Origin of the sequence: Paenibacillus sp. OAE614 (assembly GCF_040546645.1) — a bacterium.
In the GTDB taxonomy this organism is placed as follows: domain Bacteria; phylum Bacillota; class Bacilli; order Paenibacillales; family Paenibacillaceae; genus Paenibacillus_AQ; species Paenibacillus_AQ favisporus.
The window spans coordinates 7,299,051-7,324,196 of the sequence record NZ_JBEPOD010000001.1 but is presented as its reverse complement, the minus strand read 5'-3'; the positions used below and the strand labels follow the sequence as shown (position 1 = coordinate 7,324,196).

22 protein-coding genes are annotated in these 25,146 nt (G+C 56.3%); 13 read left to right on the top strand and 9 right to left on the bottom strand.

Annotated elements, in window-relative coordinates; genetic code table 11:
* Nucleotides 1-12: 12 nt before the first annotated feature.
* Nucleotides 13-1,080 carry a peptide chain release factor 1 gene (gene prfA / locus ABIE48_RS33465; protein ID WP_076174707.1) on the bottom strand — a complete coding sequence of 356 codons (1,068 nt, stop codon included), beginning with the start codon at nucleotides 1,078-1,080 and terminating at the stop codon, nucleotides 13-15.
* A 168-nt stretch (nucleotides 1,081-1,248) separates the two neighbouring features.
* A complete protein-coding gene (locus tag ABIE48_RS33460; protein WP_152399956.1) occupies nucleotides 1,249-2,547 on the bottom strand; it encodes an amino acid permease in 1,299 nt (432 codons plus the stop codon).
* Between the two features lie 193 nt (nucleotides 2,548-2,740).
* On the opposite strand from ABIE48_RS33460, the gene ABIE48_RS33455 reads away from it, so the two are divergent.
* The 5 genes from ABIE48_RS33455 to ABIE48_RS33435 all read left to right on the top strand — a co-directional run bounded on the left by ABIE48_RS33455 (nucleotide 2,741) and on the right by ABIE48_RS33435 (nucleotide 6,307).
* Nucleotides 2,741-3,646 (top strand): LysR family transcriptional regulator, encoded by a 906-nt coding sequence (locus ABIE48_RS33455; protein ID WP_192716707.1) that lies wholly within the window; start codon nucleotides 2,741-2,743, stop codon nucleotides 3,644-3,646.
* A 90-nt stretch (nucleotides 3,647-3,736) separates the two neighbouring features.
* Nucleotides 3,737-4,270 carry an RNA polymerase sigma factor gene (locus ABIE48_RS33450; RefSeq protein WP_163882721.1) on the top strand — a complete coding sequence of 178 codons (534 nt, stop codon included), beginning with the start codon at nucleotides 3,737-3,739 and terminating at the stop codon, nucleotides 4,268-4,270.
* Nucleotides 4,267-4,689 (top strand): zf-HC2 domain-containing protein, encoded by a 423-nt coding sequence (locus ABIE48_RS33445; RefSeq protein WP_192716708.1) that lies wholly within the window; start codon nucleotides 4,267-4,269, stop codon nucleotides 4,687-4,689. Before ABIE48_RS33450 ends, ABIE48_RS33445 begins: the two co-directional genes overlap by 4 nt.
* Nucleotides 4,686-5,207: a hypothetical protein gene (locus ABIE48_RS33440; protein WP_076174717.1), complete on the top strand. Its 522-nt coding sequence runs from the start codon at nucleotides 4,686-4,688 to the stop codon at nucleotides 5,205-5,207. The genes ABIE48_RS33445 and ABIE48_RS33440 overlap by 4 nt, the downstream gene beginning before the upstream one ends.
* Nucleotides 5,204-6,307 carry a DUF4097 family beta strand repeat-containing protein gene (locus tag ABIE48_RS33435; protein ID WP_192716709.1) on the top strand — a complete coding sequence of 368 codons (1,104 nt, stop codon included), beginning with the start codon at nucleotides 5,204-5,206 and terminating at the stop codon, nucleotides 6,305-6,307. Before ABIE48_RS33440 ends, ABIE48_RS33435 begins: the two co-directional genes overlap by 4 nt.
* A gap of 177 nt (nucleotides 6,308-6,484) precedes the next feature.
* Here the strand turns inward: ABIE48_RS33435 and ychF are convergent, their stop codons facing one another.
* The 5 genes from ychF to fni all read right to left on the bottom strand — a co-directional run bounded on the left by ychF (nucleotide 6,485) and on the right by fni (nucleotide 12,404).
* Nucleotides 6,485-7,585: a redox-regulated ATPase YchF gene (ychF, locus tag ABIE48_RS33430; protein WP_076174721.1), complete on the bottom strand. Its 1,101-nt coding sequence runs from the start codon at nucleotides 7,583-7,585 to the stop codon at nucleotides 6,485-6,487.
* A 327-nt stretch (nucleotides 7,586-7,912) separates the two neighbouring features.
* Nucleotides 7,913-8,740: an energy-coupling factor transporter transmembrane component T family protein gene (locus ABIE48_RS33425; RefSeq protein ID WP_192716710.1), complete on the bottom strand. Its 828-nt coding sequence runs from the start codon at nucleotides 8,738-8,740 to the stop codon at nucleotides 7,913-7,915.
* Nucleotides 8,733-10,442, bottom strand: coding sequence for an ABC transporter ATP-binding protein (locus tag ABIE48_RS33420; protein WP_354520773.1), 1,710 nt, complete (start codon nucleotides 10,440-10,442; stop codon nucleotides 8,733-8,735). Before ABIE48_RS33420 ends, ABIE48_RS33425 begins: the two co-directional genes overlap by 8 nt.
* A gap of 41 nt (nucleotides 10,443-10,483) precedes the next feature.
* Nucleotides 10,484-11,044 (bottom strand): ECF-type riboflavin transporter substrate-binding protein, encoded by a 561-nt coding sequence (locus tag ABIE48_RS33415; RefSeq protein ID WP_084204127.1) that lies wholly within the window; start codon nucleotides 11,042-11,044, stop codon nucleotides 10,484-10,486.
* Nucleotides 11,045-11,336: 292 nt separating this feature from the next.
* Nucleotides 11,337-12,404, bottom strand: a complete 1,068-nt coding sequence (gene fni, locus ABIE48_RS33410) for a type 2 isopentenyl-diphosphate Delta-isomerase (RefSeq protein WP_354520771.1) — start codon at nucleotides 12,402-12,404, stop codon at nucleotides 11,337-11,339.
* A 421-nt stretch (nucleotides 12,405-12,825) separates the two neighbouring features.
* Here fni and ABIE48_RS33405 point away from each other — a divergent pair, with 421 nt between their 5' ends.
* Together ABIE48_RS33405 and ABIE48_RS33400 are read left to right on the top strand one after the other, a co-directional pair.
* Nucleotides 12,826-14,175, top strand: coding sequence for an Nramp family divalent metal transporter (locus tag ABIE48_RS33405; RefSeq protein ID WP_145028035.1), 1,350 nt, complete (start codon nucleotides 12,826-12,828; stop codon nucleotides 14,173-14,175).
* Between the two features lie 194 nt (nucleotides 14,176-14,369).
* Nucleotides 14,370-15,899, top strand: coding sequence for a phospholipase D family protein (locus ABIE48_RS33400; RefSeq protein WP_192716712.1), 1,530 nt, complete (start codon nucleotides 14,370-14,372; stop codon nucleotides 15,897-15,899).
* A 224-nt stretch (nucleotides 15,900-16,123) separates the two neighbouring features.
* Here ABIE48_RS33400 and ABIE48_RS33395 read toward each other — a convergent pair whose 3' ends face one another.
* Both ABIE48_RS33395 and cls read right to left on the bottom strand, forming a co-directional pair.
* Complete coding sequence (locus ABIE48_RS33395) at nucleotides 16,124-16,951, bottom strand: ABC transporter ATP-binding protein (protein WP_076174732.1); 828 nt, start codon at nucleotides 16,949-16,951, stop codon at nucleotides 16,124-16,126.
* Nucleotides 16,952-17,123: 172 nt separating this feature from the next.
* On the bottom strand, nucleotides 17,124-18,629 hold the full coding sequence (gene cls, locus ABIE48_RS33390) for a cardiolipin synthase (RefSeq protein WP_145028031.1): 1,506 nt from the start codon (nucleotides 18,627-18,629) through the stop codon (nucleotides 17,124-17,126).
* Nucleotides 18,630-18,867: 238 nt separating this feature from the next.
* On the opposite strand from cls, the gene ABIE48_RS33385 reads away from it, so the two are divergent.
* The 6 genes from ABIE48_RS33385 to ABIE48_RS33360 all read left to right on the top strand — a co-directional run bounded on the left by ABIE48_RS33385 (nucleotide 18,868) and on the right by ABIE48_RS33360 (nucleotide 25,129).
* Nucleotides 18,868-19,449, top strand: coding sequence for a TetR/AcrR family transcriptional regulator (locus ABIE48_RS33385; RefSeq protein WP_192716713.1), 582 nt, complete (start codon nucleotides 18,868-18,870; stop codon nucleotides 19,447-19,449).
* 39 nt (nucleotides 19,450-19,488) lie between these two features.
* A complete protein-coding gene (locus tag ABIE48_RS33380) occupies nucleotides 19,489-19,836 on the top strand; it encodes a DMT family transporter (protein WP_145028028.1) in 348 nt (115 codons plus the stop codon).
* Nucleotides 19,836-20,150 (top strand): DMT family transporter, encoded by a 315-nt coding sequence (locus ABIE48_RS33375; RefSeq protein WP_145028026.1) that lies wholly within the window; start codon nucleotides 19,836-19,838, stop codon nucleotides 20,148-20,150. Before ABIE48_RS33380 ends, ABIE48_RS33375 begins: the two co-directional genes overlap by 1 nt.
* Before the next feature lie 88 nt (nucleotides 20,151-20,238).
* Nucleotides 20,239-20,685, top strand: a complete 447-nt coding sequence (locus tag ABIE48_RS33370) for a carboxymuconolactone decarboxylase family protein (protein ID WP_192716714.1) — start codon at nucleotides 20,239-20,241, stop codon at nucleotides 20,683-20,685.
* 215 nt (nucleotides 20,686-20,900) lie between these two features.
* Nucleotides 20,901-21,824, top strand: a complete 924-nt coding sequence (locus ABIE48_RS33365) for a TetR/AcrR family transcriptional regulator (protein ID WP_192716715.1) — start codon at nucleotides 20,901-20,903, stop codon at nucleotides 21,822-21,824.
* A 44-nt stretch (nucleotides 21,825-21,868) separates the two neighbouring features.
* Nucleotides 21,869-25,129 carry an efflux RND transporter permease subunit gene (locus ABIE48_RS33360; RefSeq protein ID WP_192716716.1) on the top strand — a complete coding sequence of 1,087 codons (3,261 nt, stop codon included), beginning with the start codon at nucleotides 21,869-21,871 and terminating at the stop codon, nucleotides 25,127-25,129.
* Nucleotides 25,130-25,146: the final 17 nt, after the last annotated feature.

Sequence of the window (25,146 nt, the reverse complement as noted above, 5' to 3'; positions counted from 1 at the left end):
TCCTTCAAAGCCTTATTCCCCTTTATCCATCATTTCCGCCTGCTCCGCAATGTTCAGGGCCGAAATGATCTCTTCGATTTCGCCGTTCATCACCGAATCGAGCTTGTGCAGCGTCAATCCGATGCGGTGGTCGGTCACCCGGCTCTGCGGGAAGTTGTACGTGCGGATCCGCTCACTGCGGTCGCCAGTACCCACTTTGCTCTTCCGCTCACCGGCATACTTCGCTTCTTCTTCCTGCCGCATCATATCAAAGATCCGGGCACGAAGCACCTGAAGCGCCTTTTCCTTGTTCGAGTTCTGCGACTTGCCGTCCTGACAGGTGGCCACGATTCCGGTTGGAATATGGGTCACGCGAACGGCGGATTTCGTGGTGTTGACGGATTGTCCGCCCGCACCGCTGGAGCAGAACGTATCGACGCGGATATCCTTGTCATGGATTTCGATGTCGATCTCTTCAACTTCCGGCATGACCGCCACTGTGGAAGTGGAGGTATGGATCCGTCCGCCCGACTCCGTCGTCGGGATGCGCTGCACGCGGTGCGCACCGCTTTCGTATTTCATTTTGCTGTAGGCGCCGCGTCCGTTGATCATGAAGATGACTTCCTTGAAGCCGCCCAGATCGTTCGTATTGGCGTCCATCAGCTCTACGCGCCAGCCTTGGGTATCCGCATAACGCGTGTACATCCGGTACAGGTCGGAAGCGAACAAAGCCGCTTCGTCGCCGCCCGCCGCGCCGCGGATCTCCACGATGACGTTCTTGTCGTCGTTCGGGTCCTTCGGCAGGAGCAGAATGCGGATGCGCTCCTCCAGCTCGGTACGGCGCTGGGTCAGTTCCTCGATTTCCATCTTGACCATTTCACGCATTTCGTCGTCCAGCTTCTCAGCCTGAAGCGCTTTGGCGGATTCGAGTTCTTCCATAACGGATTTATATTCGGTATAAGCCTCATATGCAGGCTGCAAATCGGATTGTTCTTTGGAATATTCCCGCAGTCGCTTACTGTCGTTCGCAACGTCAGGATCGCAAAGCAGTTCACTAAGCTTCTCATAACGGTCCGCCAAGGATTGCAATCGGTCCAACACTGGGATTCACCTCTCCTATTTAAAAAATACACTAGGTATATATATGCTCTGATCGTTATCGCTGCTCTCTATCAAAATAGAGGGTAGACGACTTTTTATTATACCACGGTGCGCGCATATTTACCATAGCCGACATGGGTGAACAGGATAGCCGAAAGCCTGTTTATGTTAAGCTTGCGCTTTGTTTTTCCGCCCTATACTTACCAAAAAATAAACGCCGCAAATGACCAGCGGATACAAGATCGCCCACCCGACGAACGGAAACACCGCCGCCGTGAGGATAAAGGACAGCCAGCTGACCGTCCGTCCCCACCGCTGCCCTTTCAGCAGCCGGATCCCGGCTGCGCAGCCGCCCAGATACGTCAAAATAAACGTAGCATTGGGGAGCGTAATCAGCGTGGTCAGTGACACCGCGCCGGTTCCGTACAGAACGAGCACGAGCACGAAACAGCCCGCCAGAAAGCCCAGTCCCCCGACAGGCGTCTGGAATCGGGACGACATCTTCCCCATCCAGGCCGGCGCCTTTCCTTCCCGGGCTAGCGCATAAGCCAGCCTCGACGAGGCGCCGGTATACGAAATGACCGTGGCCGTGCAAATAAACATCCCCGTCAAGCCCGCGATAACGGCCCCGGCCGGACCGAGCAGTTTTTCAATAACCAGCAGCAGCGATACGTCCGACCCGCTTCCCCCATAGCTGTGCGTTCCCACTGTTGCCAAAGCTGTCAGAAAATACAGCACGCCGACGATGATGGCCGCAACCGTCACGCCCTGCACCGCCGCCCGTTTCGGGTCCACGAACTCCTCGGACAAATGCGATACCGCCTCCCAGCCGATAAAGCACCAGAACAGAATGGCCGCACTTTGGCCGACGCTGATCCACCCTTCCGGCATAAAGGGCGTGAAATGCCTTGCTTCCATATGGGGAAAAGAACCGGATATCGCCAGGATGAGCACCAGCACGATCGCCGATACGACGACGATTTGCACGCTGCCGGCCAGCTTCATCCCAAAGACGTTGATGAACAGGGACACGGCCAGCATCAGCGCGGCGATGGCGATTCTGGCGCCGTCCCCCAGACCAAAGGCAGCCGTCATATACCCTGCTCCCGTCAACGCTGCTACCGGTGCGCCTATCGGCACCGACATGAGGAAAAACCAGCCGACCAGCGTCCCGGCTTTGGTTCCATATGCTCTGGAGACAAACGAGGACACGCCCCCGGCATCGGGGTAACGCGCCGACAGCAGCCCCATGACAAGGGCCATCGGCAGGACGAGCAGCGTCATGAGCCCCCAGGACAGGAGCGAGGCCGGACCCGCGATATGCGCGGCGAGCCCCGGCACGATCAGGATACCGGATCCGAGCACTGAACCGATATATAAAGCGATGGCTTGAGGCAGCCGAATGGAAGAGGTTAAGTGTGATGCTGTAGAAGTCTTTTCGAATGAGGTCTTTTCTAATGAAGCCATATATTTGATCATCCTATCTGCTGTTAATGGTGTAACCGGCAGGGATTACCGGTCATTCTAGGGTTGTGCAGTGCTCACAGCTTAACAGATAATAGATGAATAGGTAAAACAGATTATTTTGATCGTTTCCATCGGGAGAACCGATAGATGATGATTGCCACGAATTCATATTTCGCATCATGGAGGATTATTGATGGACTTAAAACACTTGCACACCTTCCGAACCGTTGCGGATACGCATGGCTTTACCAAAGCCGCCGAAATCCTGTCCTACGCCCAATCGAGCGTCACGGCGCAAATCCAGGCGCTGGAGGAGGAAGTCGGCTCGAAGCTGTTTGACCGTCTTGGGAAAAAGGTACAGCTTACATCCGCAGGCGAGCGCCTGCTGCCCTATGCCATCCAGCTGCTGGAGCTGCACGACCGGGCGCTGGCCGAAATGTCCGCTGGCGCAACCCTGCCATCCGGGACGCTGAACATCGGCGCACCCGAGTCCCTTGCGGCCTTCCGCCTCCCGGACATTATTAAGGAATACACGGAGCTGTACCCGGACGTGAAGATCATTCTCCGGCCCGCCGGCTGCAAGGAGCTCAAGAAACTGGCCCTGTCCGGCGATATGGACCTGGTGTTCGTGCTGGAGCCGGAAGCGGATGACCCGCACTTGCAGTCGGAGACACTCATCCATGAGCCGATGGCGCTCATCGCGCCGCCGGCGCATCCCCTGACCCTGCTGCCGCAGGTTGATACTCTGGACTTGAAAGACGTTTCTTTTATCCATACCGAATCGGACTGCAGCTACCGCCTGCTGCTCGAACAGCATTTAAACAGCCACGCGATCTACAGCAGCAGCGACCTGGAGTTCTGGAGCATCGAGACGATCAAGCACTGCGTCATGTCCGGTCTCGGCATCTCCCTGCTGCCCGCCATTGCGGTCAAGGACGAGCTGTCCTCCGGCCGGCTCATCCGGCTCCCTTGGGACGACAGCCCCTGCCAAGTGGCCACGCAAATGCTGTACCATCCCGGAAAGTGGCTGTCTCCGGCCCTTGGGGAGTTCATCCGCCTGTCCCGGGAACATGCCGCCAGATGGCGCCAAAACGGCTGAATAAATTTTTTAAAAAACTTTGCAGGGATGCCTCGACATGCGGCGTCTAACTTAACGTATCGGGAGGAGGGGAGAAGACTGGAAGAAGAGTTGCAGTGGATCCGGGCGGTCAAAGCCGGCCATCCGGAAGCCTATAAATTTCTGGTGCAGCGGTACCAGAGCATGGTATACCACGTATGCCTGAAAATGACCGCCGACAGCGTCTCGGCGAAAGATTTGTCGCAGGACATTTTCCTTAAGGCATATTCGGCCCTGCCTGCTTTTCGGGAAGAATCCTCCTTCTCCACCTGGCTGTATCAAATCGCCGTCCGGAAGTGCCTGGACTGGAAAAGGGCCCACCAAAGGGAACAGGCGCGAAGGACGATGGGAGAGGTTAGCGAAAACGATTGGGTAACCGCCGAGACACCCGAGAAGATCGTCCTCTCCGAAGAGACGAACAGCCGGATCCGTCAAATCGTCGATGAGCTGCAGGAGCCGTATAAGTCGGCCGTGCAGATGTATTATTTTGAACAATGCTCCTATCAGGAGATTGCCAAGAGGCGGGGCATTACCGCCAAAACCGTTGAGTCCCAATTATACCGTGCCAGACAAATGATGCGTCAGAAAGGAGAGGAGCTCAGGTGAAATGCGAACTCATTCAATACCAGATGGCCGCTTACGCCGCCCATGAACTGCCGCCCGAAACCTCCCTCTTGATCGAAAAGCATTTGAACCAGTGTCCGGAATGCCAGGCTTGGTACCAGGAAATTACGGAGATATCCCAAATTTGGGAGAATCCCGGTCCGGTCATGGATATGCCGGATATCGTTGCCGGCGTGATGGAGGAAGTCCGTCAAATGCCGCCGCTGGCGGTAAGATCGCTGCCAAGAAGCCGGCCCCGCGAGTCGCAGAAATCCAAGCTGGCCCATTTCGGCCTTGCGGCCTGCCTGACCTTTTGCCTATTCCAATTCGGGATTTTCGAGCATCTGGGGAACGGGCTGACGGAGGCCACGCAGCATTTATCCACACGAATGGAGCACATATTTAAGGAGGGTAACCCATGATTAGAAAAAGTAGATGGCTCACGTTTATGTTGTCCATGATTCCCGGCCTCGGCCATTTATATTTAGGATTCGCCAAACAGGGACTGCAGTACATGATCGGCGCCTGCGTCTGCATCATCCTCATCCCGTCGATTCCGATGCTGTTTCCGTTCGCTCTGGCGATTTTGTGGTTCTACCAGCTGTTTGACGCCCTGCAAAAGGCGAGCTGGATGAAAGCCGCGGCCATGGAGCATGAGCGTATGATGATGGGCCAGGATACCTTCGGCTATCCTTGGACCGAGCGTGACTGGATTCAAATGAACGGATATCAGAAGGAATCGGCGGTCCATCCGTTTTGGATCGGGGCGACCTGCATCGGCATGGGCATTCTCGTCCTCCTCGTCGGCGTCTTCCCCGGCCTGTGGGAATGGCTGCTGAACCGCAATATTACCAGCGTGCTGCTGGCTGTCGGCCTGATCGTTTACGGCATGTGGCTGCTTGGCAAAAGACCAAACCATAAGGGAAGTGAGCATCTGTGACCGCACCGCTTGAGACGCGCCCGCCGGTCCGAAAGATCGGCAAATGGACCACCGCCATCGGATTGATCGGCCTTGGGGTCATCGTCATTCTTCAAATGAATCAGTTCATCAGCTTTGAAGTTCTGAAATACGTATGGCCCACCCTGCTCATCCTGCTCGGCATTGAAGTTGTCATTTCCAATGTCGTGCACGCCAACCAGCGGGTTCGTCTGGGCGGCGGAAGCGTCACGATCCTGATTCTGCTTCTGATTGTCAGTGGAGCCCAGGCGATTTACCCCGACTGGACGTTCCTCTTTAACAAGGGTTACCTCAGCGCCGTGCAGGGATCGGTTCCGGCGCAGGGAGAGATCAAGCGGGTGGAAGTTTTCCTCGACAGCGGCAAGGTCAACGTAACGGAAGCTCAAGGCTCGAATATTGCCTATGAGGGAAAAGTCCGCGTTCGCACCGAATCCTCCCAGGCCAATGCCGACAAATGGACGAAGCAGCACTGGAAGTCGGAAACGTCGGGGGACACGCTGACCCTGACACTGGATAAACACCAGCCGGATATCGTCCTGATCGGCGGCTGGGCGATGCCTGAAGATTACTTTAACCTCCAGGTTCCGGAGTCAGTCGAAGTGGAAGTGCATACGAAAAATTCCACCATCGACGCTTCCGGGCTTCATGCCGGACTGACGGCCGTGACGTCGAACGGCACTCTGAACGTAAAGGATATTCAGGGCAAGGTGTCGGCCAAGACCAGCAACGGCCGGATCGTAGCTGCGAACATCAGCGGCCCTTCCGAGCTGGTGACCAACAACGGTACGGTGACGGCAAACCAGCTTGGCGGCCCGGTCTACATCCGGACCAGCAATGGTGCCGTTCGGGGCGATAGCGGCATCGCCGGCAATTGGGACGTGAAAACCTCAAACGGCAGCATTAACCTGACCGTTTCCGAGGACGCCAGCGCCAAGCTGACCGCCAAGACGTCCAACTCCTCCATCAAGGGCAACATCGGCTGGGTGGATGAGAGCGACTCCCGCGCCACGGCCACATTGGGAGACGGGCAGTATACTGTGGGGCTGGCCACGTCCAACGGCAGCATTACCGTGAATCATTAAGGGACTGTGATCGTCGCAGGCTCAAGCGATAATCGGCCTTTCGCGCTGGGTAGGACGGGGATAACCGACCACTCAGCCCTACCAAAAAACCGCCATTCCAAGGGTTACCCGGGGAATGGCGGTTTTACGTTGACTATCTGCTTACTCGAAATCCAAATGTTCGCATCCGTTACACGTTTACACGTTGAAACGGAAATGCATTACGTCGCCGTCCGCAACGACATAATCTTTGCCCTCCAGGCGAAGCTGGCCGCGTTCCTTCGCGGCGTTCATGGTACCGGCGGCGACCAGGTCGTCGTAGGAGACCACTTCGGCACGAATAAAGCCGCGCTCAAAATCGGTGTGGATAACGCCGGCTGCCTGCGGCGCCTTCGTTCCTTTGCGGATCGTCCACGCGCGCACTTCCTGCACGCCTGCCGTAAAGTACGTGTACAGGCCGAGCAGGCGGTAAGCCGCCTTGATCAGACGGTTCAGGCCGGACTCTTCGAGACCGAGCTCCTCCAGGAACATTTCCTTGTCTTCCCCTTCCAGCTCGGCGATTTCCGCCTCGACCTTGGCACTGATCGGAACGACTTCGGCGTTCTCGCCTGCCGCAAAGTCCTTGACCTGCTGCACGTACGGATTGCTGTCCGCGTCAGCCACGCCGTCCTCGCTGACATTGGCCGCGTACAGAACCGGCTTCAGGGTCAGCAGGTGCAGATCGCGCACGATCACTTTCTCTTCGTCCGACAGCTCCACGCTGCGGGCCGGCTGATCATTGTACAGCGCTTCTTTCAGGCGCTCCAGCACTTCAACTTCCTGGGCGTACTGCTTGTTGCCGCCCTTCATGTTTTTGCGCGAACGGTCGATGCGCTTCTCCACGCTCTCCAGGTCGGCCAGGATCAGCTCCAGGTTGATGGTTTGAATGTCGCTGACCGGGTTGACCTTGCCGTCCACGTGCGTGATGTTCTCGTCCTCGAAGCAGCGCACCACGTGCACGATCGCATCCACCTCGCGGATATGGGCGAGGAACTTGTTGCCCAGACCTTCCCCTTTGCTCGCGCCGCGGACCAGGCCGGCGATATCGACGAACTCAAAAGCGGTCGGTACGGTTTTGTTCGGCTGCACCAGCTCGGTCAGCTTATCCAGACGCTCGTCCGGAACTTCGACAACCCCGACGTTTGGATCAATCGTACAGAACGGATAGTTGGCGGACTCGGCGCCCGCCTGGGTAATTGCGTTAAACAACGTGGATTTGCCGACGTTCGGCAGTCCAACGATCCCTGCTTTCAAAGCCATTTATATGACAACTCCTATTTAGGTAATAGTTAAACAGACGTCTCTCAATCCTACCCATTATATATTAGAACCCCCGGAGCGGCAAGGATTGGACTTTACTATCGGATGCCCGGCTTAAGCCTTCTTTTCGCCCTGCTGCTGGGATGAACCGAACCGGTGAGCGTAAAGTGCGTAAGGATAAAGATGCAGCGATCGTGTGAAAAACGAAAAGGCGGCAAAATGAATGAAAGCTGCGAAAACCAATGCCGCAGACGCAGGCAATCAAGCTTTCGACGAAAAAGACCCGGATTCTCCGGGCCCCTTACCAGAACATTTGCCAGACGATCCCTAAAAAGGATACCAAAATCCTTTCAGCACCCGCACCTTCAGCCAAATGCCCACAGCCAGCAGCAGCACGCCAAGCACGGCCAACGTCCAGTCCAGCCCTTCCATCTCCTTGCCGCTGTACCAGGTGCGCTTCTTCTGCGTGCCAAAGCCCCGCAGCTCCATGGCGTTCGTCACCGAATCGATCCGGTGCAGCGCGGACTGCAGCACAGGAACGACGACCGCCGCCAGGTTGCGCAGGCGCTGCGCGATGCTGCCGTCCTCTTTCGTAATCCCCATGCCGCGCGCCTGCATCGAGTTCAGCGTGCTCCGGAATTCTTCCGTCAGATCAGGAATATAGCGGAGGGCAATACTGACGGCGTAGGCGATTTTATAAGGGACGCCGATCCGGTTCAAACTGCCGGCAAATGCGCTTGGCTGCGTAGTAAAAATGCACAGAATCGTAATCGGCAGCAGCGTCAAATATTTAGCCGACAGCGTCAGCACATAAAAAAGCGTCTCCGCATTGACCGTGTTATAGCCGAGCGGAATCAGCGGCGTATCCGTCCCCGTCAGCCGTGTGCCGAAGGTCGGCGTGATGAGCAGAATAAAGATGCCGTTCAGTACCGTGAAAATAATCATCAGCCAAAACAAAAACGCCATCTTTTTAAAAGGAATCCCTGCCGTCACCAGCAGCGCGATCCCGACAACCAGCATCAGCACAAACACCCGCAGGTCCAAAAACATGTACGTCATGACCGTCCAGGCCATAAACAGCACCAGCTTGACCGCTCCGTCCAGCCGATGAAACAGCGAGTTCCCCGTGACATAGAGGCTGCCCGTTCTATTCATGGCCCTTCTTCCCCTTCTTCTCTGCGTTGATAAAAGCCTGCACAAACCTCTCCGGCGAAGCCAGGCCGTTGGCTTTGGCGAAAAGGGACAGCGACGTCTCCTTCAAATGGGCCGGCTCCGTCACCTCCGGACGGCTGAGCACCGAGGCGACCGTGTCGGCGGCGAGCACCTCGCCCCCGCTGAGCACCACGGCGCGCTGCGCGTACTCCAAAGCCAGATACATGTCGTGCGTAATGAGCAGAAATGCGATGCCTTGTCCGGCCAATTGCTCGATAAAATCCATAAACTCCTGGTAATGCCGATAATCCTGGCCGGCCGTGGGCTCATCCAATATCATCAGCTTCGGCGCCAGCACGAGAATCGCGGCGATGCTGAGCCGCTTCTTCTGGCCGTAGCTGAGCGCGGAAACGGGCCAGTTGCGGAAAGGATACAGACCGCAGGTCTGCAGGACGCCCGCGACCCGCTCCTTGATCTCAGCGGCGGGCACGCCGCGGACCTTCAGGCCGAGGCCAACCTCGTCCGCGATCATATGCTGCGTGATCATCCGGTTCGGGTTCTGCATCACATAGCCGATCGCTTCACCCCGGCGGCGGATCGACCACGCGGCCATATCCTGGCCGGCATACCGCATTGAGCCGGACTGCGGCTTCAGAATGCCCGTAATCAGCTGGGACAGCGTCGATTTGCCCGCCCCGTTGTTCCCCAGGAGCGCAATGATTTCTCCGGCGCCGACTTGCAGCGATACATCCTTGAGAACCGGCTGCCCGGACTCATACCCGAAGGTCAGCCCGCGTACGTCCAGCAGCGGTTCTGCTAGCTGTGACGGCGCCCCGGCAGCTGCTTGTTTGCTCCATCCATCCAGCCGCTCACCAAGGCCGGGAATGCCCAGCGGCTGTGGCCGGCTGAGGCCTTGAACACAGTCCAGGGATACGCCGGCATACCGTAGCGCATCGACATACAGCGGCGGCCGCAAGCCGCAGCCGCGCAGCAGGCCGGACGCCAGAATCTCGTCCGGCGTACCGACCGCCTCGATGCCTCCATCCTTCATCAGCACGATCCGGTCGATCGGCTGCTGCAGCACATCCTCCACCCGGTGCTCGATGATGATAACCGTTTTGCCGCCCTGCCGGTGGATATCGTCGATAAGCTGCATCGCTTTGCGCCCGCCTGCCGGATCGAGGTTGGCCAGCGGCTCGTCGAACAGCAGCACCTCCGCATCCGTCGACAACACACCGGCCAGGGACACGCTCTGCTTCTGTCCGCCCGACAGCTCGTAAGGACTGTGGTCGATATATTCCAGCATGCCGACCCGCTCCAGGGAAGCGGCGGTTTCCCGCTTCATTTGCTCGCGGGGCATCGCTTTATTTTCCATGACAAACGCCACGTCCTCGGCCACACTTAAGCCCACGAACTGGGAGTCCTGGTCCTGCAAAATCGTCCCCACCGTGCGGCTCAGTTCGAAAATGCTCAATTCGGCGGGATTCCGTCCGGCAATACTCAGACTACCGCGAATGTCTCCGCCGTAGGTAAAAGGAATAAGCCCATTGATACAATGGGCCAAGGTCGATTTGCCGGAGCCGCTGGGACCGGCGATCCAGATCTTTTCTCCGGGATAAATGTCCAGCGTAATGTCCTTCAGCGTGGGCTCCGACTGATTTTTATATTTAAAGCTGTACTGTTGAAACGAGATGATCGGCTGCATCATGACGTAAATCTCCTATCCTGTGGCGCTCTGCCAAGCACCTACTCGTTGACGCTTAAATTGCTGACTTTGGCGTTTCTGCGGGCAAATCCGATCACAGCCGGAACCCCGAGCACCAAAAAGACGACGATATTCGAAATCGAAGCGGCCGTAACCTGCACCAGCAGCTTATCCGACGGCTCGCCCATAAACGTGATGTCAAACCATCCCGAGAAAAGCAGCGACAGAATGATGCCGACGACGCCGTATACGATGAACAGGCCGATATGTTTTCCTTTGTATGTACCGTTCTGCGGGTCAAACCCTTTGGATAAGTAAATGAGTCCCATAAATGCGGCTGTAATGCCGGAACCGAGCGCCCAGCCCCACCATACCGTACCGCTGGTGAGCAGGTCGTTCAGCACGTGGCCGATCAGCCCTGCGATAAACCCGACTACCGGGCCGAACAGGGCGCCAAAAATCGCCAGCAGCGCAATCGCCGGACGCAGCGAGGTATCGGGTCCCACGGGAATTCCAATAAAGCTGGTGGCTCCATAGAGGGCCGCACCGATGCCTATCGTCACCACGGTTCTTGTGTTTAACTGAAAAATGGATTTCTTCAAAGCAGAGTCACCTTCCCCTTTACATCAATTCAACAACCTTCATGTCCTAAAGGCGAACATTTTACGTTATTTTTACTCTTAATATAAGGGCAGGCAGAAACGAAGGCAAAACTTTTTTTGGTAAATATTATATAAATTTTTTGGATCGATCGCCGCACGGAACGCGGGAACACCCATAAGGGCAGCAAAAAAGGCCTAATTTCCGATGAGAAAAATGGGCCTTTGGTTGATTGTTTGCTTTTTGCCATCATCCAGCTGCCTGCGGCCTGGGGGCTGCGGTCCGCCGCCCGGGTCAGGACCGGGTACGCACCAGCCGGCGCGTACCCTTCAGCGCGGCGACGTCCGCCGCGCCAATGCCGAACATCGCGGTGCGCAGCTCGAACTCGACCTGCGCCAGCGCCTCATCCAGCGCCTGCTCGGACGAGACGGCCGGGCCGAGCAGGCTGCGGCCAAAGCCCGCGAGATCGGCGCCGAGCGCCAGCGCCTTGGCGGCGTCCACGCCGCCCTGCAGCCCGCCGCTGCCGATCAGCCCTCCGTGCGGGGATACCGCCCGCACCTCGGCAATGCATTCCGCGGTCGGGATGCCCCAGCCCGCGAACGCCTCCGCTGCCCGGCGCCGCACCGCGTCCCGGCTGCGGAACTTCTCGACCTGGCTCCACGAAGTCCCGCCGGCGCCGGCCACATCGACGAAGGCCGCGCCGGCGTCGTACAGCCGCGCCGCCGTATCCCCGTCGATGCCCCAGCCGACCTCCTTGACGCCGACCGGCACGTCCAGCAGGCGGCACACCTCTCCGATCCGGGTCAGCAGCCCGCTGAAATTCGTGTTCCCCTCCGGCTGAAACACCTCCTGCAGGCTGTTCAGGTGCAGCACGAGCATGTCCGCTCCGGCGATATCGACGGCTCGTTCGCACTGTTCCACGCCGAAGCCGTAGTTCAGCTGGACCGCGCCCAGGTTCGCGATCACCGGGATCGTCGGCGCATGCGTGCGCACACGGAAGGTCGGTGCGAGCTCCTCCTTCTCCACCGCCGCGCGGACCGAGCCGACCCCAAGCGCCCAGCCGCGCCGCTCGGCGACGGCAGCCAGGCGGGCGTTGATCGCCCCGGTCGCTTCGCTTCCGCCTGTCATGGAGCTGATCAGGAGCGGCGTCCGGAGCGTCCGCCCGAGGAAGGAGGCTTCGAGGGAAATCTCCTCGAAGCCGATCTCCGGCAGCGCACAGTGGCGAAAGCGGTACTGCTCCAGGCCGGAGGTTACGCCACTGCCCACATCTTCGTTCAAGCACAGGCGCACGTGCTCGATTTTTCTTTCCCCTGTAGGTATTTCGGGCAGCAAAGACCCGCTTTCCGCTTCGTTTCCGTTCATCTGATGCTCCCCTTTCATGAAATGCTGCAAACCTTGATTCACTTCGTGACCCGCTCGTCACCGCACGATTCTCTAAAGAAAGTATTATACCACAGAACCTCTGGTAAATTCGCCAACTTGCCTCCTTTCGGGGCCAATCTCCCATTCTTTAAATCACGGTTGATGAACCCCATAGCTCCCCCTAAATGACCCGGTTCACTCATCGCGGAATAATGATGGCTGCCGCACACGGACATACGTCACAGCGCGCCATAAATGCTTTGCAGGTTGTTCAGCCGAAGCGTTGGCTTAGGAGCCCAGAAAGTTTCCTTGGGGAAAATTTTTAAAGTACATGCAACTGCCCAGATGCTTTCCAATAGGATGTGATATCCGTTTAGACTCGATATGGATCGAAAGATTGGTTGTGAAAGGAGTGCTGCCCATGAACGCAAGTGAGGAGAGCCAACTGGCGGCCGCCGGCAGCGGCTGGCGCAAAGGAGGCGGTCCGCCCAGCCTGCCTGAAGTTCATAAATCGATGAAGGTTCCCTTGAAGGGCAGCTTCTTCCGTAAAATGCTTGCCTTCGCAGGTCCCGGATACCTCGTCGCCGTCGGATACATGGATCCCGGCAACTGGGCCTCCGATTTGGCCGGCGGGGCCATGTTCAACTACTCCCTGCTGTCGGTCATCATGATTTCGAACCTCATGGCGATTCTGCTCCAGTCCCTATCCGCACGCCTCGGCATTGCTACGGGAAGGGACTTGGCCCAGGCCTGCCGCGATCATTACAGCAAGCCCGTCAGCGTCGGGCTCTGGATATTATGCGAGCTGGCGATTGCGGCCTGCGATCTGGCCGAGATCATCGGCTCAGCCATCGCGCTGCAGCTGCTGTTCGGCCTGCCGCTGCTGGCCGGCGTCCTCATCACGTCCGTGGACGTCCTTCTGGTGCTGCTGCTGCAAAATAAAGGATTCCGGCATATCGAAATTTTGGTTATTTCGTTTATCGCTGTTATCATCATGTGCTTCGGGGTCGAATTGTTCCTGTCCAAACCGGAGATGGGCGCGGTCATGGCCGGCTTCGTTCCGACGGCAGACATCGTGCAGAACCCGGAAATGCTGTACATCGCCCTGGCTATGCTCGGCGCGACCGTCATGCCCCACAACCTGTACCTGCACTCCTCGATCGTGCAGACCCGGCGGTACGATGAGTCCATTGCTGGCAAGAAATCGGCCATCCGTTTCGCTACTGCGGATTCCACCGTAGCGCTCACCATCGCCCTGTTCGTCAATGCGGCCATTCTGATCCTTGCGGCGTCTGCCTTTTATTCAACGGGGCATACTGAAGTAGCAGAGATTCAAGACGCCTACCAGCTGCTCACTCCGCTGCTCGGCACCGGTGCGGCCAGCGTCCTGTTCGCCGTCGCGCTGCTCGCTTCCGGCCAAAACTCGACGCTGACGGGAACCCTCGCGGGCCAGATCGTTATGGAAGGCTTTATGAACATCCGCCTGAAGCCATGGATCCGCCGTCTGATTACGCGCCTGATCGCTATCGTTCCCGCCGTGATCGTGATCGGAATTTACGGGGAAGGCTCCACCGGCCAGCTGCTGATTTTCAGCCAGGTCATCCTTTCGCTGCAGCTGTCCTTTGCCGTGTTCCCGCTCGTCAAATTCACATCCGATCCCGTTAAGATGGGACCTTTTATCGCCCCGCGCTGGGTGCGGATACTAGCCTGGATCGTAGCAGCCGTCATCGCAGCGCTGAACATCTATTTGCTGTATGGCACGTTTTTCTAGGCTACCGAGGGTCACTACGCCCTTTTCCCATATGATGACAACGTTCCTCTGCTTCAAACAGGCCCTTTCGACGTTAATAGTTGGTTAGACCGCTGTGCCAAGCAAGGCAGGGTTCCAAACCGTGGGGCACTCCCTCAGAGAACCCTGCCGTTTAACCCGGCTGCAGTGGACAAGCAAAGGAGGGCGATGACTCGATGACCCACCATATCCCATCCCAGCACGCACCTGAACCGTACCATTCGCGTACGGCCAGCTGGCAGCCGCAGGGGAAAAGCCGTAAACGCCGGGTTCGGCGCTGGATTCTGGCTGCGGCCTGCTTGCTCATCCTTTGGCTCGCCGGGGTCATCGTTTATCAGACACACAAGCCGCTTCCTCCCGGCATTTCCTACGAGAGCCCGCTCTACCATGTCGATCAAGTCCGCTTCTACCGCGACTTGACTTACCCTGATAACCAAGGGCAGGTCATCCATGAGCCCCAGATTACGAATCGGATCATGCAGATTGTCGATGAATCCAGGGAGTTTCTTGTCATTGATCTGTTCCTGTTTAACGATTACAAGCATAAAGGGCAGAAGTTTCCGACTGTCAGCAAGGACTTGGCGGACAAGCTCATCGCGCATAAAAAGCAGTATCCCCAGATGCAGATCGTCTTTATTACGGACCAGATCAATACGAATTACGGCTCCGCCCCCAACCCCCTGCTCGAAGCGATGAAGGCGGCGGGCATCCAGGTCGTCGTGACCGATGTGGATCCGCTGCGGGATTCGAACCCGATCTACTCCGCCGTGTGGCGGACGTTTATCCAGTGGTTCGGCCAGTCGGGCAAAGGATGGATACCGAACCTGATGGCTAATGAGGGGCCCAAGGTCACCGCAAGGTCGTATTTAAAAATGCTGAACGTCAAGGCCAACCACCGCAAGGTTGTGGTCAGCGAGAAGACCGCTCTGGTCTCTTCTGGTAACGTGCATGATGCCAGCGCTTACCACTCCAATATTGCCTTTGAGGTGCAAGGCCCGATTATCGGCGATATCCTGAAAGGCGAGCAGGCAGCGGCCCGGCTGTCCGGAGACTACCGGCTCCCGGTTTATACCCCAGCCTCCGAGGACGTTAAGAAATCATCCGAAGGGAAAATAGCCGTCCGCTATCTGACCGAAGGCAAAATCGACAAATATACGCTGCTGGAGATCAACCGGGCGCCGCAAGGGTCCACCCTGTGGATGGGCATGTTCTATCTGGCCGATGAAAAGGTGATGAGCGCCCTGCTGGATGCCGCCAACCGCGGCGTCAACATCCGGCTGCTGCTTGACCCCAATCAGAACGCCTTCGGCCAGGACAAGATCGGTATCCCGAACCGTCCGGTAGCGAAGGAGCTCACCAAGCGTTCCGATGGCCGTATCGCTATCCGCTGGTACAACACGACCGAGGAGCAGTATCATACGAAGCTGATGTACATCTCCAATCCTTCAGGCAGCTCCGTGATCATGGGCGGCTCGACCAATCTCACGCCGCGAAACCTGGACAACTACAATCTGGAGAACGACCTGTGGATTTCCGTTCCACGCGGCGATGCGCTGGACCGGCAGATGGCCGGCTATTTTAACCGGCTCTGGAACAACAGGGATGGGCACTACAGTCTGGACCTGAGCGCGTATCAGGAAAAGTCCACCTGGTTCAAGGACTTCCTATTCCGCGTACAGAAGCTGCTTGGATTCACGACCTTCTGATCTGTCACCAAGTGCCGATGCTTTCACAGGCGTCCTCCCATTCTACCTGTTTTGACTTGGGCCTTATCAGCACAGTCATTTCATCCGGATAGGCCCACCGATAATCTTGCCATTATGATCATATAACGCAAAAAAGGCGCCTTCTGTTATGCAGAAGCGCCTTCTGTTATATATTCATTTCGTTGTAATAATTCAAGTGAATTCCTGCTCAAAGAACGGATTCCCTAAGCTTCGCAGACCGCCGACAGCTTGCACCGGTCTCCGCACAAACGGCCTTTGCCGTGCGGCACGCACATCGGCGTTCCGAAGATCGGATCCTCCGCAATCATGCAGTCCATGCAGAACACTTCCTTGACCATCTGCGGCGTCAGCACGTCTTCCGGTGCACCGGCACAATAGACGCCCTGGTTCTTCACGGCGATCATATGATCGGCGTAACGGCAGGCCAGGTTCAGGTCATGAAGCACCATTACGATCGTTCGTCCCTGCTCGCGGTTCAGCTCATACAGCAGATCCAGTACCTCGATTTGATGGCTCAAATCCAGGTATGTCGTCGGCTCATCGAGCAGAATCAGGTCGGTGTTTTGCGCCAGCGTCATGGCGATCCAGGCCCGCTGCCGCTGTCCGCCGGACAGGGAATCAACCGCGCGGTCGGCCAAATCGGTGAGGCGCGTCATTTCCAGCGCTTCGTTCACCAGACGCTCATCCTCCGCACTCCACTGCTTCAGCCACGATTGATGCGGATAACGCCCCTGCTTCACCAGCTGAAGCACGGTCAGCCCCTCCGGAGCCGTCGGTCCCTGCGGCAGAATTGCCATATTCCGGGCAACTTCCTTGGTCGACGTCCGATGGATTTCCTTGCCGTCGAGCAGAACCGATCCGCTCTTCGGACGCAAAAGACGCGCCATGGAACGAAGCAGCGTGGATTTGCCGCAGCCGTTGCTGCCGATCAGAACCGTAACTTTGCCTTCGGGAATGTCCAAATGCAGGTCTTTAATAATATCGGTATCGCCGTACCCCAGCGTCAGTGCTTCCGTTTGCAAAAGCGTCATCTTTCCCGTAACCCCCAATTCTGCCTATCATATGATTTAAAACTGTCTAATAATGTCCGTCCACAATAATGAGAATCATTATCACAAATATAATCGGCGGCCGCGTGAATGTCAACCACCCACGGGCCGCCCAAAGAAGCTTTTTCGCCTATCTCGTACCACCGCAAAACCGCTACAGCAAAGGGGATAGCAGCCTTGCGAGCGATTCCATAAAGCGTTCCGGTATTTTTTTCTTATTAAATTTATCGGGAATGATTTGCTTCGTATACACCAAATCCCGTTCAAAGTCCGACACGATCCGCTGCACGCTCTCGGTCTGCACCAGCAGCGCGTTCACTTCAAAATTCAAATGGAAGCTGCGCATGTCCATATTGGCGGTTCCGATCGTCGCGACTTCGCCGTCAATGATCAGCAGCTTGGAATGCAGGAACCCTTTTTCGTATTCGTAAATTTTGACGCCCACGTCGAGTAGCGACGGAAAATACGAATGGGAAGCCAGGAACGGCAGCCACTTGTCCGGCTTGGACGGAAAAAGGATGCGTACGTCGAGCCCCGACATTGCAGCCACGCGCAGGGACGTCAGGATATCGTCGTCCGGGATAAAATAAGGCGTCGCCAGCCAGACCGATTTCTGCGCCGAGGTGATCATCGAGAAAAAAATATTTTTGAGCGTACGCCGGTCGTTGTCCGGTCCGCTCGGGATAATCTGCACGGCGCCGCCGCTGCTTTCCGCCAGCTCGGGAGACAGATATTCGGCGTCCAGCACCTTTTCCCCGGTCATATAGAGCCAGTCCTGCAGGAAAATAATTTGCAGCGTCCGCACCGCCTCGCCCCTGACGCGCATATGGGTGTCTCTCCAGAAGCCGTATGCCGCATTGCGGCTCAGGTATTCGTCCCCGACGTTCAGCCCGCCGATAAAGCCAACCTTGCCGTCGATCACGACGATTTTGCGGTGGTTGCGGAAGTTGACCCGGGAGAGAAAAAACGCCTTGGAGCTTCCGTACGCGACGACCTGAACCCCGGCTTCCTGCATGGCCCGCAGGAACGATTTGGGCAGCTGCATGCTACCCCAGGCATCGTACATAAAACGGACCTGCACGCCGGCTTTGGCCTTTTCAATTAAAATCTGCTGAATCCTTGTTCCGATATGATCTGCGCGGTAAATGTAGTATTCCATATGAATATGATGCCTGGCCTTCTCGAGCTCCTTCAGCAGGGTGGAGAACGTTTCCTGCCCGTTGGTCAGCACTTTGGTATCGCTGGAGAAGGAAATCGGAGTCCGCGCCAGCCGCTGCGAGAGATGCAGCAGCTGCTGCTGCATGGGATTAAAGGAAGAGAGATCCGGATGGAACCGCGCACCATTCTCTTCCAGCCGGTCATATGTTCTGAGATCCTGCTCGGCTTTTTTATCGAACTTGCGCCGTTTGAAGTAGTTTTGCCCGAAGAGCAGATAAAAGAACAGACCCACCACCGGCATCAGGGCGAGCAGCAGAATCCAGGCCATCGTCGAGGACGGGTTGCGGTTCTCCATAAAAATCATGAACCCGAGCGACACGACGGTAAGCGTGGAAAATATACTGACAATGGTTCCCGCGGTTTTGCCGAACACGCCGAAACCAAAATAGTAAAACGCAAATAATATCGCGGCAATGATAACAATTTGTATTCCCCGTCTCATATGTTACCTCTCTTAAGTATCATTAAAAAACATGCATATCCATGGTCATCGTCTAAACCCATAAGGTATATTTTACATGAACAAGTTCAAAGTTCCTACGAATTTTTATCGAATGGACAAGCCCGCCTGAAATTTCCGTGCATGCCTAATGTTAGAATGCCCATCTTCTTGACATTGGCTGCATTGTGTGAAAAAATATCACCTAACGACCGTTAGGTAGTCAACAGGAGTCGATGATATGAACGCCAAAAACACCCTGCTCGAAGCTGCATTATCGCATTTTGCCAAGGATGGATATGAAGGAGCGTCCCTGCAAAAAATAGCCGAGGAAGTCGGCATTAAAAAGCCGTCCATCTACGCGCATTTCAAAGGGAAGGATGCGCTGTTCCTGCAGACGCTGAAGGGCGCCCTCGATGAGGAAGGGACCCGGATTATCCGCCGCTATATCAGCCTGAAAGACCAGCCGCTTGAGCAGCGGCTTAAAGGACTGCTGGAGTATCTCCAGGAGGAGTACACCCGGAGCAGTAAAACCAAGTTTGTGCTGCGCATGGCCTACTTTCCGCCCTCCTCGCTGCATGATCAGGTCATGGAACTGGTCTTTCCGTTTCTGGATTCGATGGAAAAGCGGATGATTCGCGTCATGCGCCACCACGCCTCCGCCGGCCACCTCCCGGTTAAAGATCCGGACGGTGCCGCCGTCGCCTACATGACGCTGATCGACGGGGTCCTTATCGAAATGGTGTGCGGCGGGCTGGAGGGATCGCAGCGCAGGCTGGCGGCATCATGGCCCGTATACTGGGCGGGCATTCATCATATCTGACGCAAGTGGCATCCTAACGGACATTAAAGGAGGATCATCATGAACCGCCACTGGCTTTCTGTTATTATCGGGGGCGTTGTAGAAGTGCTGTGGGTGTCCGGCCTGAAGCACTCGGACAATGTGCTCGAATGGATTCTTACTGTCATCGCTATCATCGCGAGCTTTATTCTCATTATTGACGCTTCGAACCATCTGCCAGTCGGGACGGTGTACGCGGTGTTTACCGGTCTGGGAACAGCCGGCACCGTCGTTGCCGAGATGTTGTTCTTCGGCGAACCGTTCCGCTGGCCCAAGATCCTGCTCATTCTCGTTCTTCTCGCCGGAGTGATCGGCCTTAAGCTGGTCACCGACAAAGACGGCAAGGAACAAAAGGGGGCGAATCACTGATGGCTTGGATTGCAATCGTCATCGCCGGCCTATGCGAAATGTTCGGCGTCATCGGGATCAAGGGCGTCACGCAAAAGAAAGGGCTGCCGGCATATGTCATGCTGATCCTGTCCTTTGCGCTTAGCTTTTCCCTGCTGTCCTACGCCATGAACTCGATTCCGATGGGAACGGCGTACGCGGTCTGGACCGGCATCGGCACGGTCGGCAGCACGCTGGCCGGCATGTTTCTGTTCGGCGAGCCCAAGGAATGGCGGCGAATTCTGTTTATTGCCATGATTTTGGCCTCAGCGGTAGGATTGAAGCTGATCTCATAATTTTTTTTGCTTTTTTTATGGAACGATGTCACAAATTCCGTCCCTGATTAGTCTTCTTAGTGAATGAACCTAAAGGAGGCTGTTATCGATGAAAATCAGATTCAATTACAGGGACGCCAATATGCCAGCTTTTAAAGCGATGCTTGCTTTTGAGCAGTTTGCCCACGGCAGCTCGGTCGACAAAGTGCTCTACGAGCTGATCAAAATCCGGGTGTCGCAAATCAATGGATGCGCGTTTTGTCTTGATATGCACAGCAAGGATTTGCTCAAGCTGGGAGATTACCTGGAGCAGCTGACCTTGGTCTGCGTATGGCGGGAAGCTCCCGTATTCACTGAGCAGCAGCGCGCTGCGCTGGAGCTTGCGGAATACGTGACGAAAATTTCCGAGGCAGGCGTCCCGGATGAGGTGTTCGGCAGGGTCAAAGAACATTTTAACGAGAAGGAAATCGTCGACCTGCTGATGGCGATCAACGCCATTAACTGCTGGAACCGTTTAGCCATTTCGACCGGCATGTTCCCGGGCTGTATGGGTTAAGAAAACCGCCTGTCAAAACCGTCACAATTTCGCCATATTCATTCCCTATAAATATGGAGCCCAACCGGCACCTTCCTGCGTATTACAACCAGGAAGGTGCCTTTTTTTGTAAATGGCGCCGGGTTGTTTGAAAACGACCTTCGCTTTGTAATATAATCGTTCTGACTAGTCGGTCAATTTGAGAACCAAAGTGTCAGAAAGGAGTGAAGGTGCATTTGTCTGAGAAATTGGCGGACAAGAAAAAACAGATTCTGAAAACCGCCCTGCAGCTGTTTTCCACAAAGGGAATTTCGGCCACCTCCATGCAGGAAATCGCGGAATACTGCGGCATGTCCAAAGGCAGCTTGTATCTGCACTTCAAATCCAAGGAGGATCTGGAGAGCAGCATCTACCTGTACTGTGAGGGCCTGATCCGGGACAGCGTTATGCAGGTGGAACAGGAACACCTTCTGACTCCCAAAGAACAGCTGCGGAAACAGCTGGAAGTCGTGCTGAATCTGCTCGTGGAGCTCCGGGAGTTTCTGGTGGTACAGATTCAGGATCACCATGCTTCGGGAAAAAAGCCACCGTCCCAGAAACATTTGCGTGAAAAGCAAATCATCGGCATCCAATGGTTCAAAAACAAGCTCGAGCAAATTTACGGGGATGACGTCTATCCCTACACGCTGGACCTTACCATGTTTGTGGTGGGCCTTCTCGACGGATATATCCGGACGCTGTTTATTCCGGGTTTGCCGCTGAACATCCGGCGGGTTGCCGATCATATCGTGTTTTTGCTGGACGAAGTCGTCGGCGGCATGGTCCGGTCGCAGCGGGATCCGCTTATTTCCCCTGGGATATGGACCGAGTGGACGGAGAAGCTGAAGGACCGGTCCGGGGGGAGCCTGCGGCATCCGCTTATTATTACCAAGCAGATGCGGGATCTCTTAAAGGACAAGCTGCCGGAAGGACCAGAGCGTGACCTGGCTCAGGAGTCGATCGACATCATCGATAAGGAGTTTCGGGACATCGAACCGCGCAAGGCGATCCTGGCCGGCATGATCGCCAACCTGGAGAGCGTGCCCGAGCTTGTTTCCTTAAGCCGCGAATTGAAGGAAATCTGCAGGCTGTACGTGTTTTCAAGAACCGATCGTACCTGAAGCGTGAGCAAGAGATACAAAGGAGAGGAGCAGAAACCTGCGAAATGAAGAGCATTATTAATTTTTCATTGAACAATAAATTCGCCATCTGGATCCTGACGGTCATCGTCGCCGCCGCCGGCTTGTACAGCGGGCTGGTGATGAAGCAGGAGACGATTCCGAACATCAACATCCCGTTTCTTAGCGTGACCGCCGTTTACCCGGGCGCAGCGCCGGAAGGCGTCGTGCAGGATATTACGATCCCGCTGGAGCAGCGGCTGCAGAACGTGGACGGAGTCAAGAACGTCTCCTCTACGTCTATGGAGAACGCAGCCAACATCGCCATGGAATTCGATTACGGCACGGATCTCGATCAGGCCACCGCTGCCGTCCGGGAAGCGCTCAACGAAGTGACGCTGCCTGACGGCGCCCAGAAGCCGACGATCTCCAAGTTCAGCCTGAGCTCGTTTCCGGTCATATCCCTCAGCGCGTCCGACAGCTCAAGTGATCTTGAGGGTCTGACCAAAAACATTGAGAACGAAGTCGTGCCTGAACTGGAGAAAATTCCAGGCGTCGCTTCCGTCTCCGTCTCCGGACAATACGTAAAGGAAGTCCAGCTGACATTTAATAAGGAGAAAATGGCTCAGCTCGGCCTGACTGAAGATACCGTCAAGGGTATCGTTCAAGGCTCTTCCGTACGGGTTCCGCTCGGTCTGTTCAATCTGGAGCAGTCCTCCAAAGCGGTTGTCGTGGACGGCAACATCACGACGCTCGATGATTTGAAGAAACTGACGATTCCGGTTACGCCGGGAGCGGGCAGCGCACAAGGACAAAGCGGTACTGCCGGGGCAGCCGGTCAAGGTGCCGGTGGCGCAGGCGCTGCTGCCGGTGCAGGCGCAGGCAGCGCAGCCGGTGCAGGCGCAGGCAGCGCAGCCGGTGCAGGCGGCAATGCTGCAGCTGGCAATGCTGCAGCTTCCGTTCAAGGCAGCCAGGCCGGCGTTCCGACCGGCGTTCCGACCGGCATTCCGACGGTGAAGCTCAGCGATATCGCCGACATCAAGGTGGTCGGCAGCGCGGAGTCGGTGTCCCGCACGAACGGCAAGGCCTCGATCGGCCTGCAAATCGTCAAGGACAATGACGCCAACACGGTGGACGTAGTCAATGCCGTGAAGGACAAAGCCAAAGACCTTGAAGGCCAGTTCAAAGGCATGGAGCTTACGGTGCTGCTCGACCAGGGCAAACCGATCGAAGACTCCGTGTCGACGATGCTGGATAAAGCGGTCTTCGGTGCGCTCTTCGCCGTTATCATCATTCTGATCTTCCTGCGGAACATTCGCTCCACGATCATCTCGATCCTGTCGATTCCGCTGTCGCTGCTGATCGCCCTGCTGATTCTGTGGCGGCTCGATATTACGCTCAACATGATGACGCTCGGCGCGATGACCGTCGCGATCGGCCGCGTCGTCGACGACTCCATCGTCGTCATCGAGAACATTTACCGCCGCTTGACCAGCAGCGGCGAGAAGCTTCGCGGACGCGAACTGATCCGCGAAGCGACGCGTGAAATGTTCGTTCCGATCATGTCCTCGACGATCGTAACGATCGCGGTCTTCCTGCCGCTGGCGTTCGTCACCGGCATGGTCGGCGAGCTGTTCATGCCGTTTGCGCTTACGATGGTCTTCGCCCTGCTGGCTTCCCTGCTCGTGGCGATCACGCTCGTGCCGATGCTGGCCCACAGCCTGTTCAAGAAGGGCATCAAGTCCTCCAAGCAGCATGATCACGACAAGCCGGGCCGGATGGCCCGCGGCTACCAGCGGATTCTGAACTGGGCCTTGTCCCACAAGCTGATCACATTCGGGTCGGCGGTTATTCTGCTCGTGGCAAGCTTCTTCCTGACCCCGCTGATCGGCACCAGCTTCCTGCCGGACCAGGAGGACAAATACATCATGGTGACCTACTCGCCTGAACCTGGCGCTCAGCTGGAAACCGTAGAGAAGCGGGCCCTTGAAGCCGAGAAATACATTTTGAGCCAGCCGAACATCGACAAGATGCAGTACTCCGTCGGCGGCAGCGGCAATCCGCTGGCTGGAGGATCTTCGTCCAATTCGGGTCTGTTCTATGTAGAGTACAACAAAGATACGAAAGACTTTGAGAACGTGAAGAAAAACCTCGTGGAAGGTCTGAAGAAACAAGTATCCACCGGAGAATGGAGCTTGATGGACATGTCCGGCGGCATGGGCGGAAGTTCGCTCAGCGTCAGCGTCTACGGCAACAGCCTGGATGATATCAAACCGGTCTCCGAACAAATCCTGAAGCTGGTGCAGGCGGACACGGATAATTTTGAAAAAGCGAAAACAAGCCTGACCAAAGCGTATGACCAATACACGATAGTGGCGGATCAGCAAAAACTCAGCTCGATGGGCTTGACGGCCGGTCAAATCGCCATGAAGCTGAGCCCGGTCCGCGAACGTCCGGTGCTGACCGAAGTGACGGTCGACAACAAAGACTACAAGGTTTATATCGAAACCGACAACAAGGAATACAAGAGCATCAACGACATTGAGAACGAAACGGTTCAGTCGCCGCTGGGCATGAACGTTCCGATCAAAGACGTCGCCAAAGTGGAAAAAGGCACGTCGCCGGATACGATCACCCGCAACGACGGTAAAATGGTCGTGGACGTGACGGCCAACATTGTCACCTCCAACGTCGGCAAAGCTTCTTCGGACCTGCAAAAGGAAATCGACAAGATCGACTTGCCGGACGGCGTCGAAGTTAAATTCGGCGGCACCACCGAGCAGATCAACGATACGTTCACCCAGCTCGGCCTGGCCATGGCTGCGGCGATCGCCATCGTCTACTTCGTGCTCGTCGTGACCTTCGGCGGCGGCCTGGCGCCGTTTGCGATCCTGTTCTCCCTGCCGTTCACGATCATTGGCGGACTTGTCGGCCTCTGGATCGGCGGAGAGACGCTGAACGTATCGGCCCTGATGGGCGCCCTGATGCTGATCGGTATCGTCGTGACCAACGCGATCGTGCTGATCGACCGGGTGATTCACAAAGAACGCGAAGGCTTGTCGACGCGTGAAGCGCTGCTGGAAGCCGGAGCCACCCGTCTCCGTCCGATTCTGATGACGGCGCTCGCCACCATCGGTGCCCTGCTGCCGCTCGTATCGGGACTGGAGAACAGTGCCGGTATCATCTCCAGAGGTCTCGGCATCACGGTTATCGGCGGTTTGGTCAGCTCCACGCTGCTGACGCTGGTCATCGTGCCGGTTGTGTATGAGTTCCTGATGAAATTCCGGAAACCGAAAGTAGAAGATTAATATCTTCAAATAAAAAG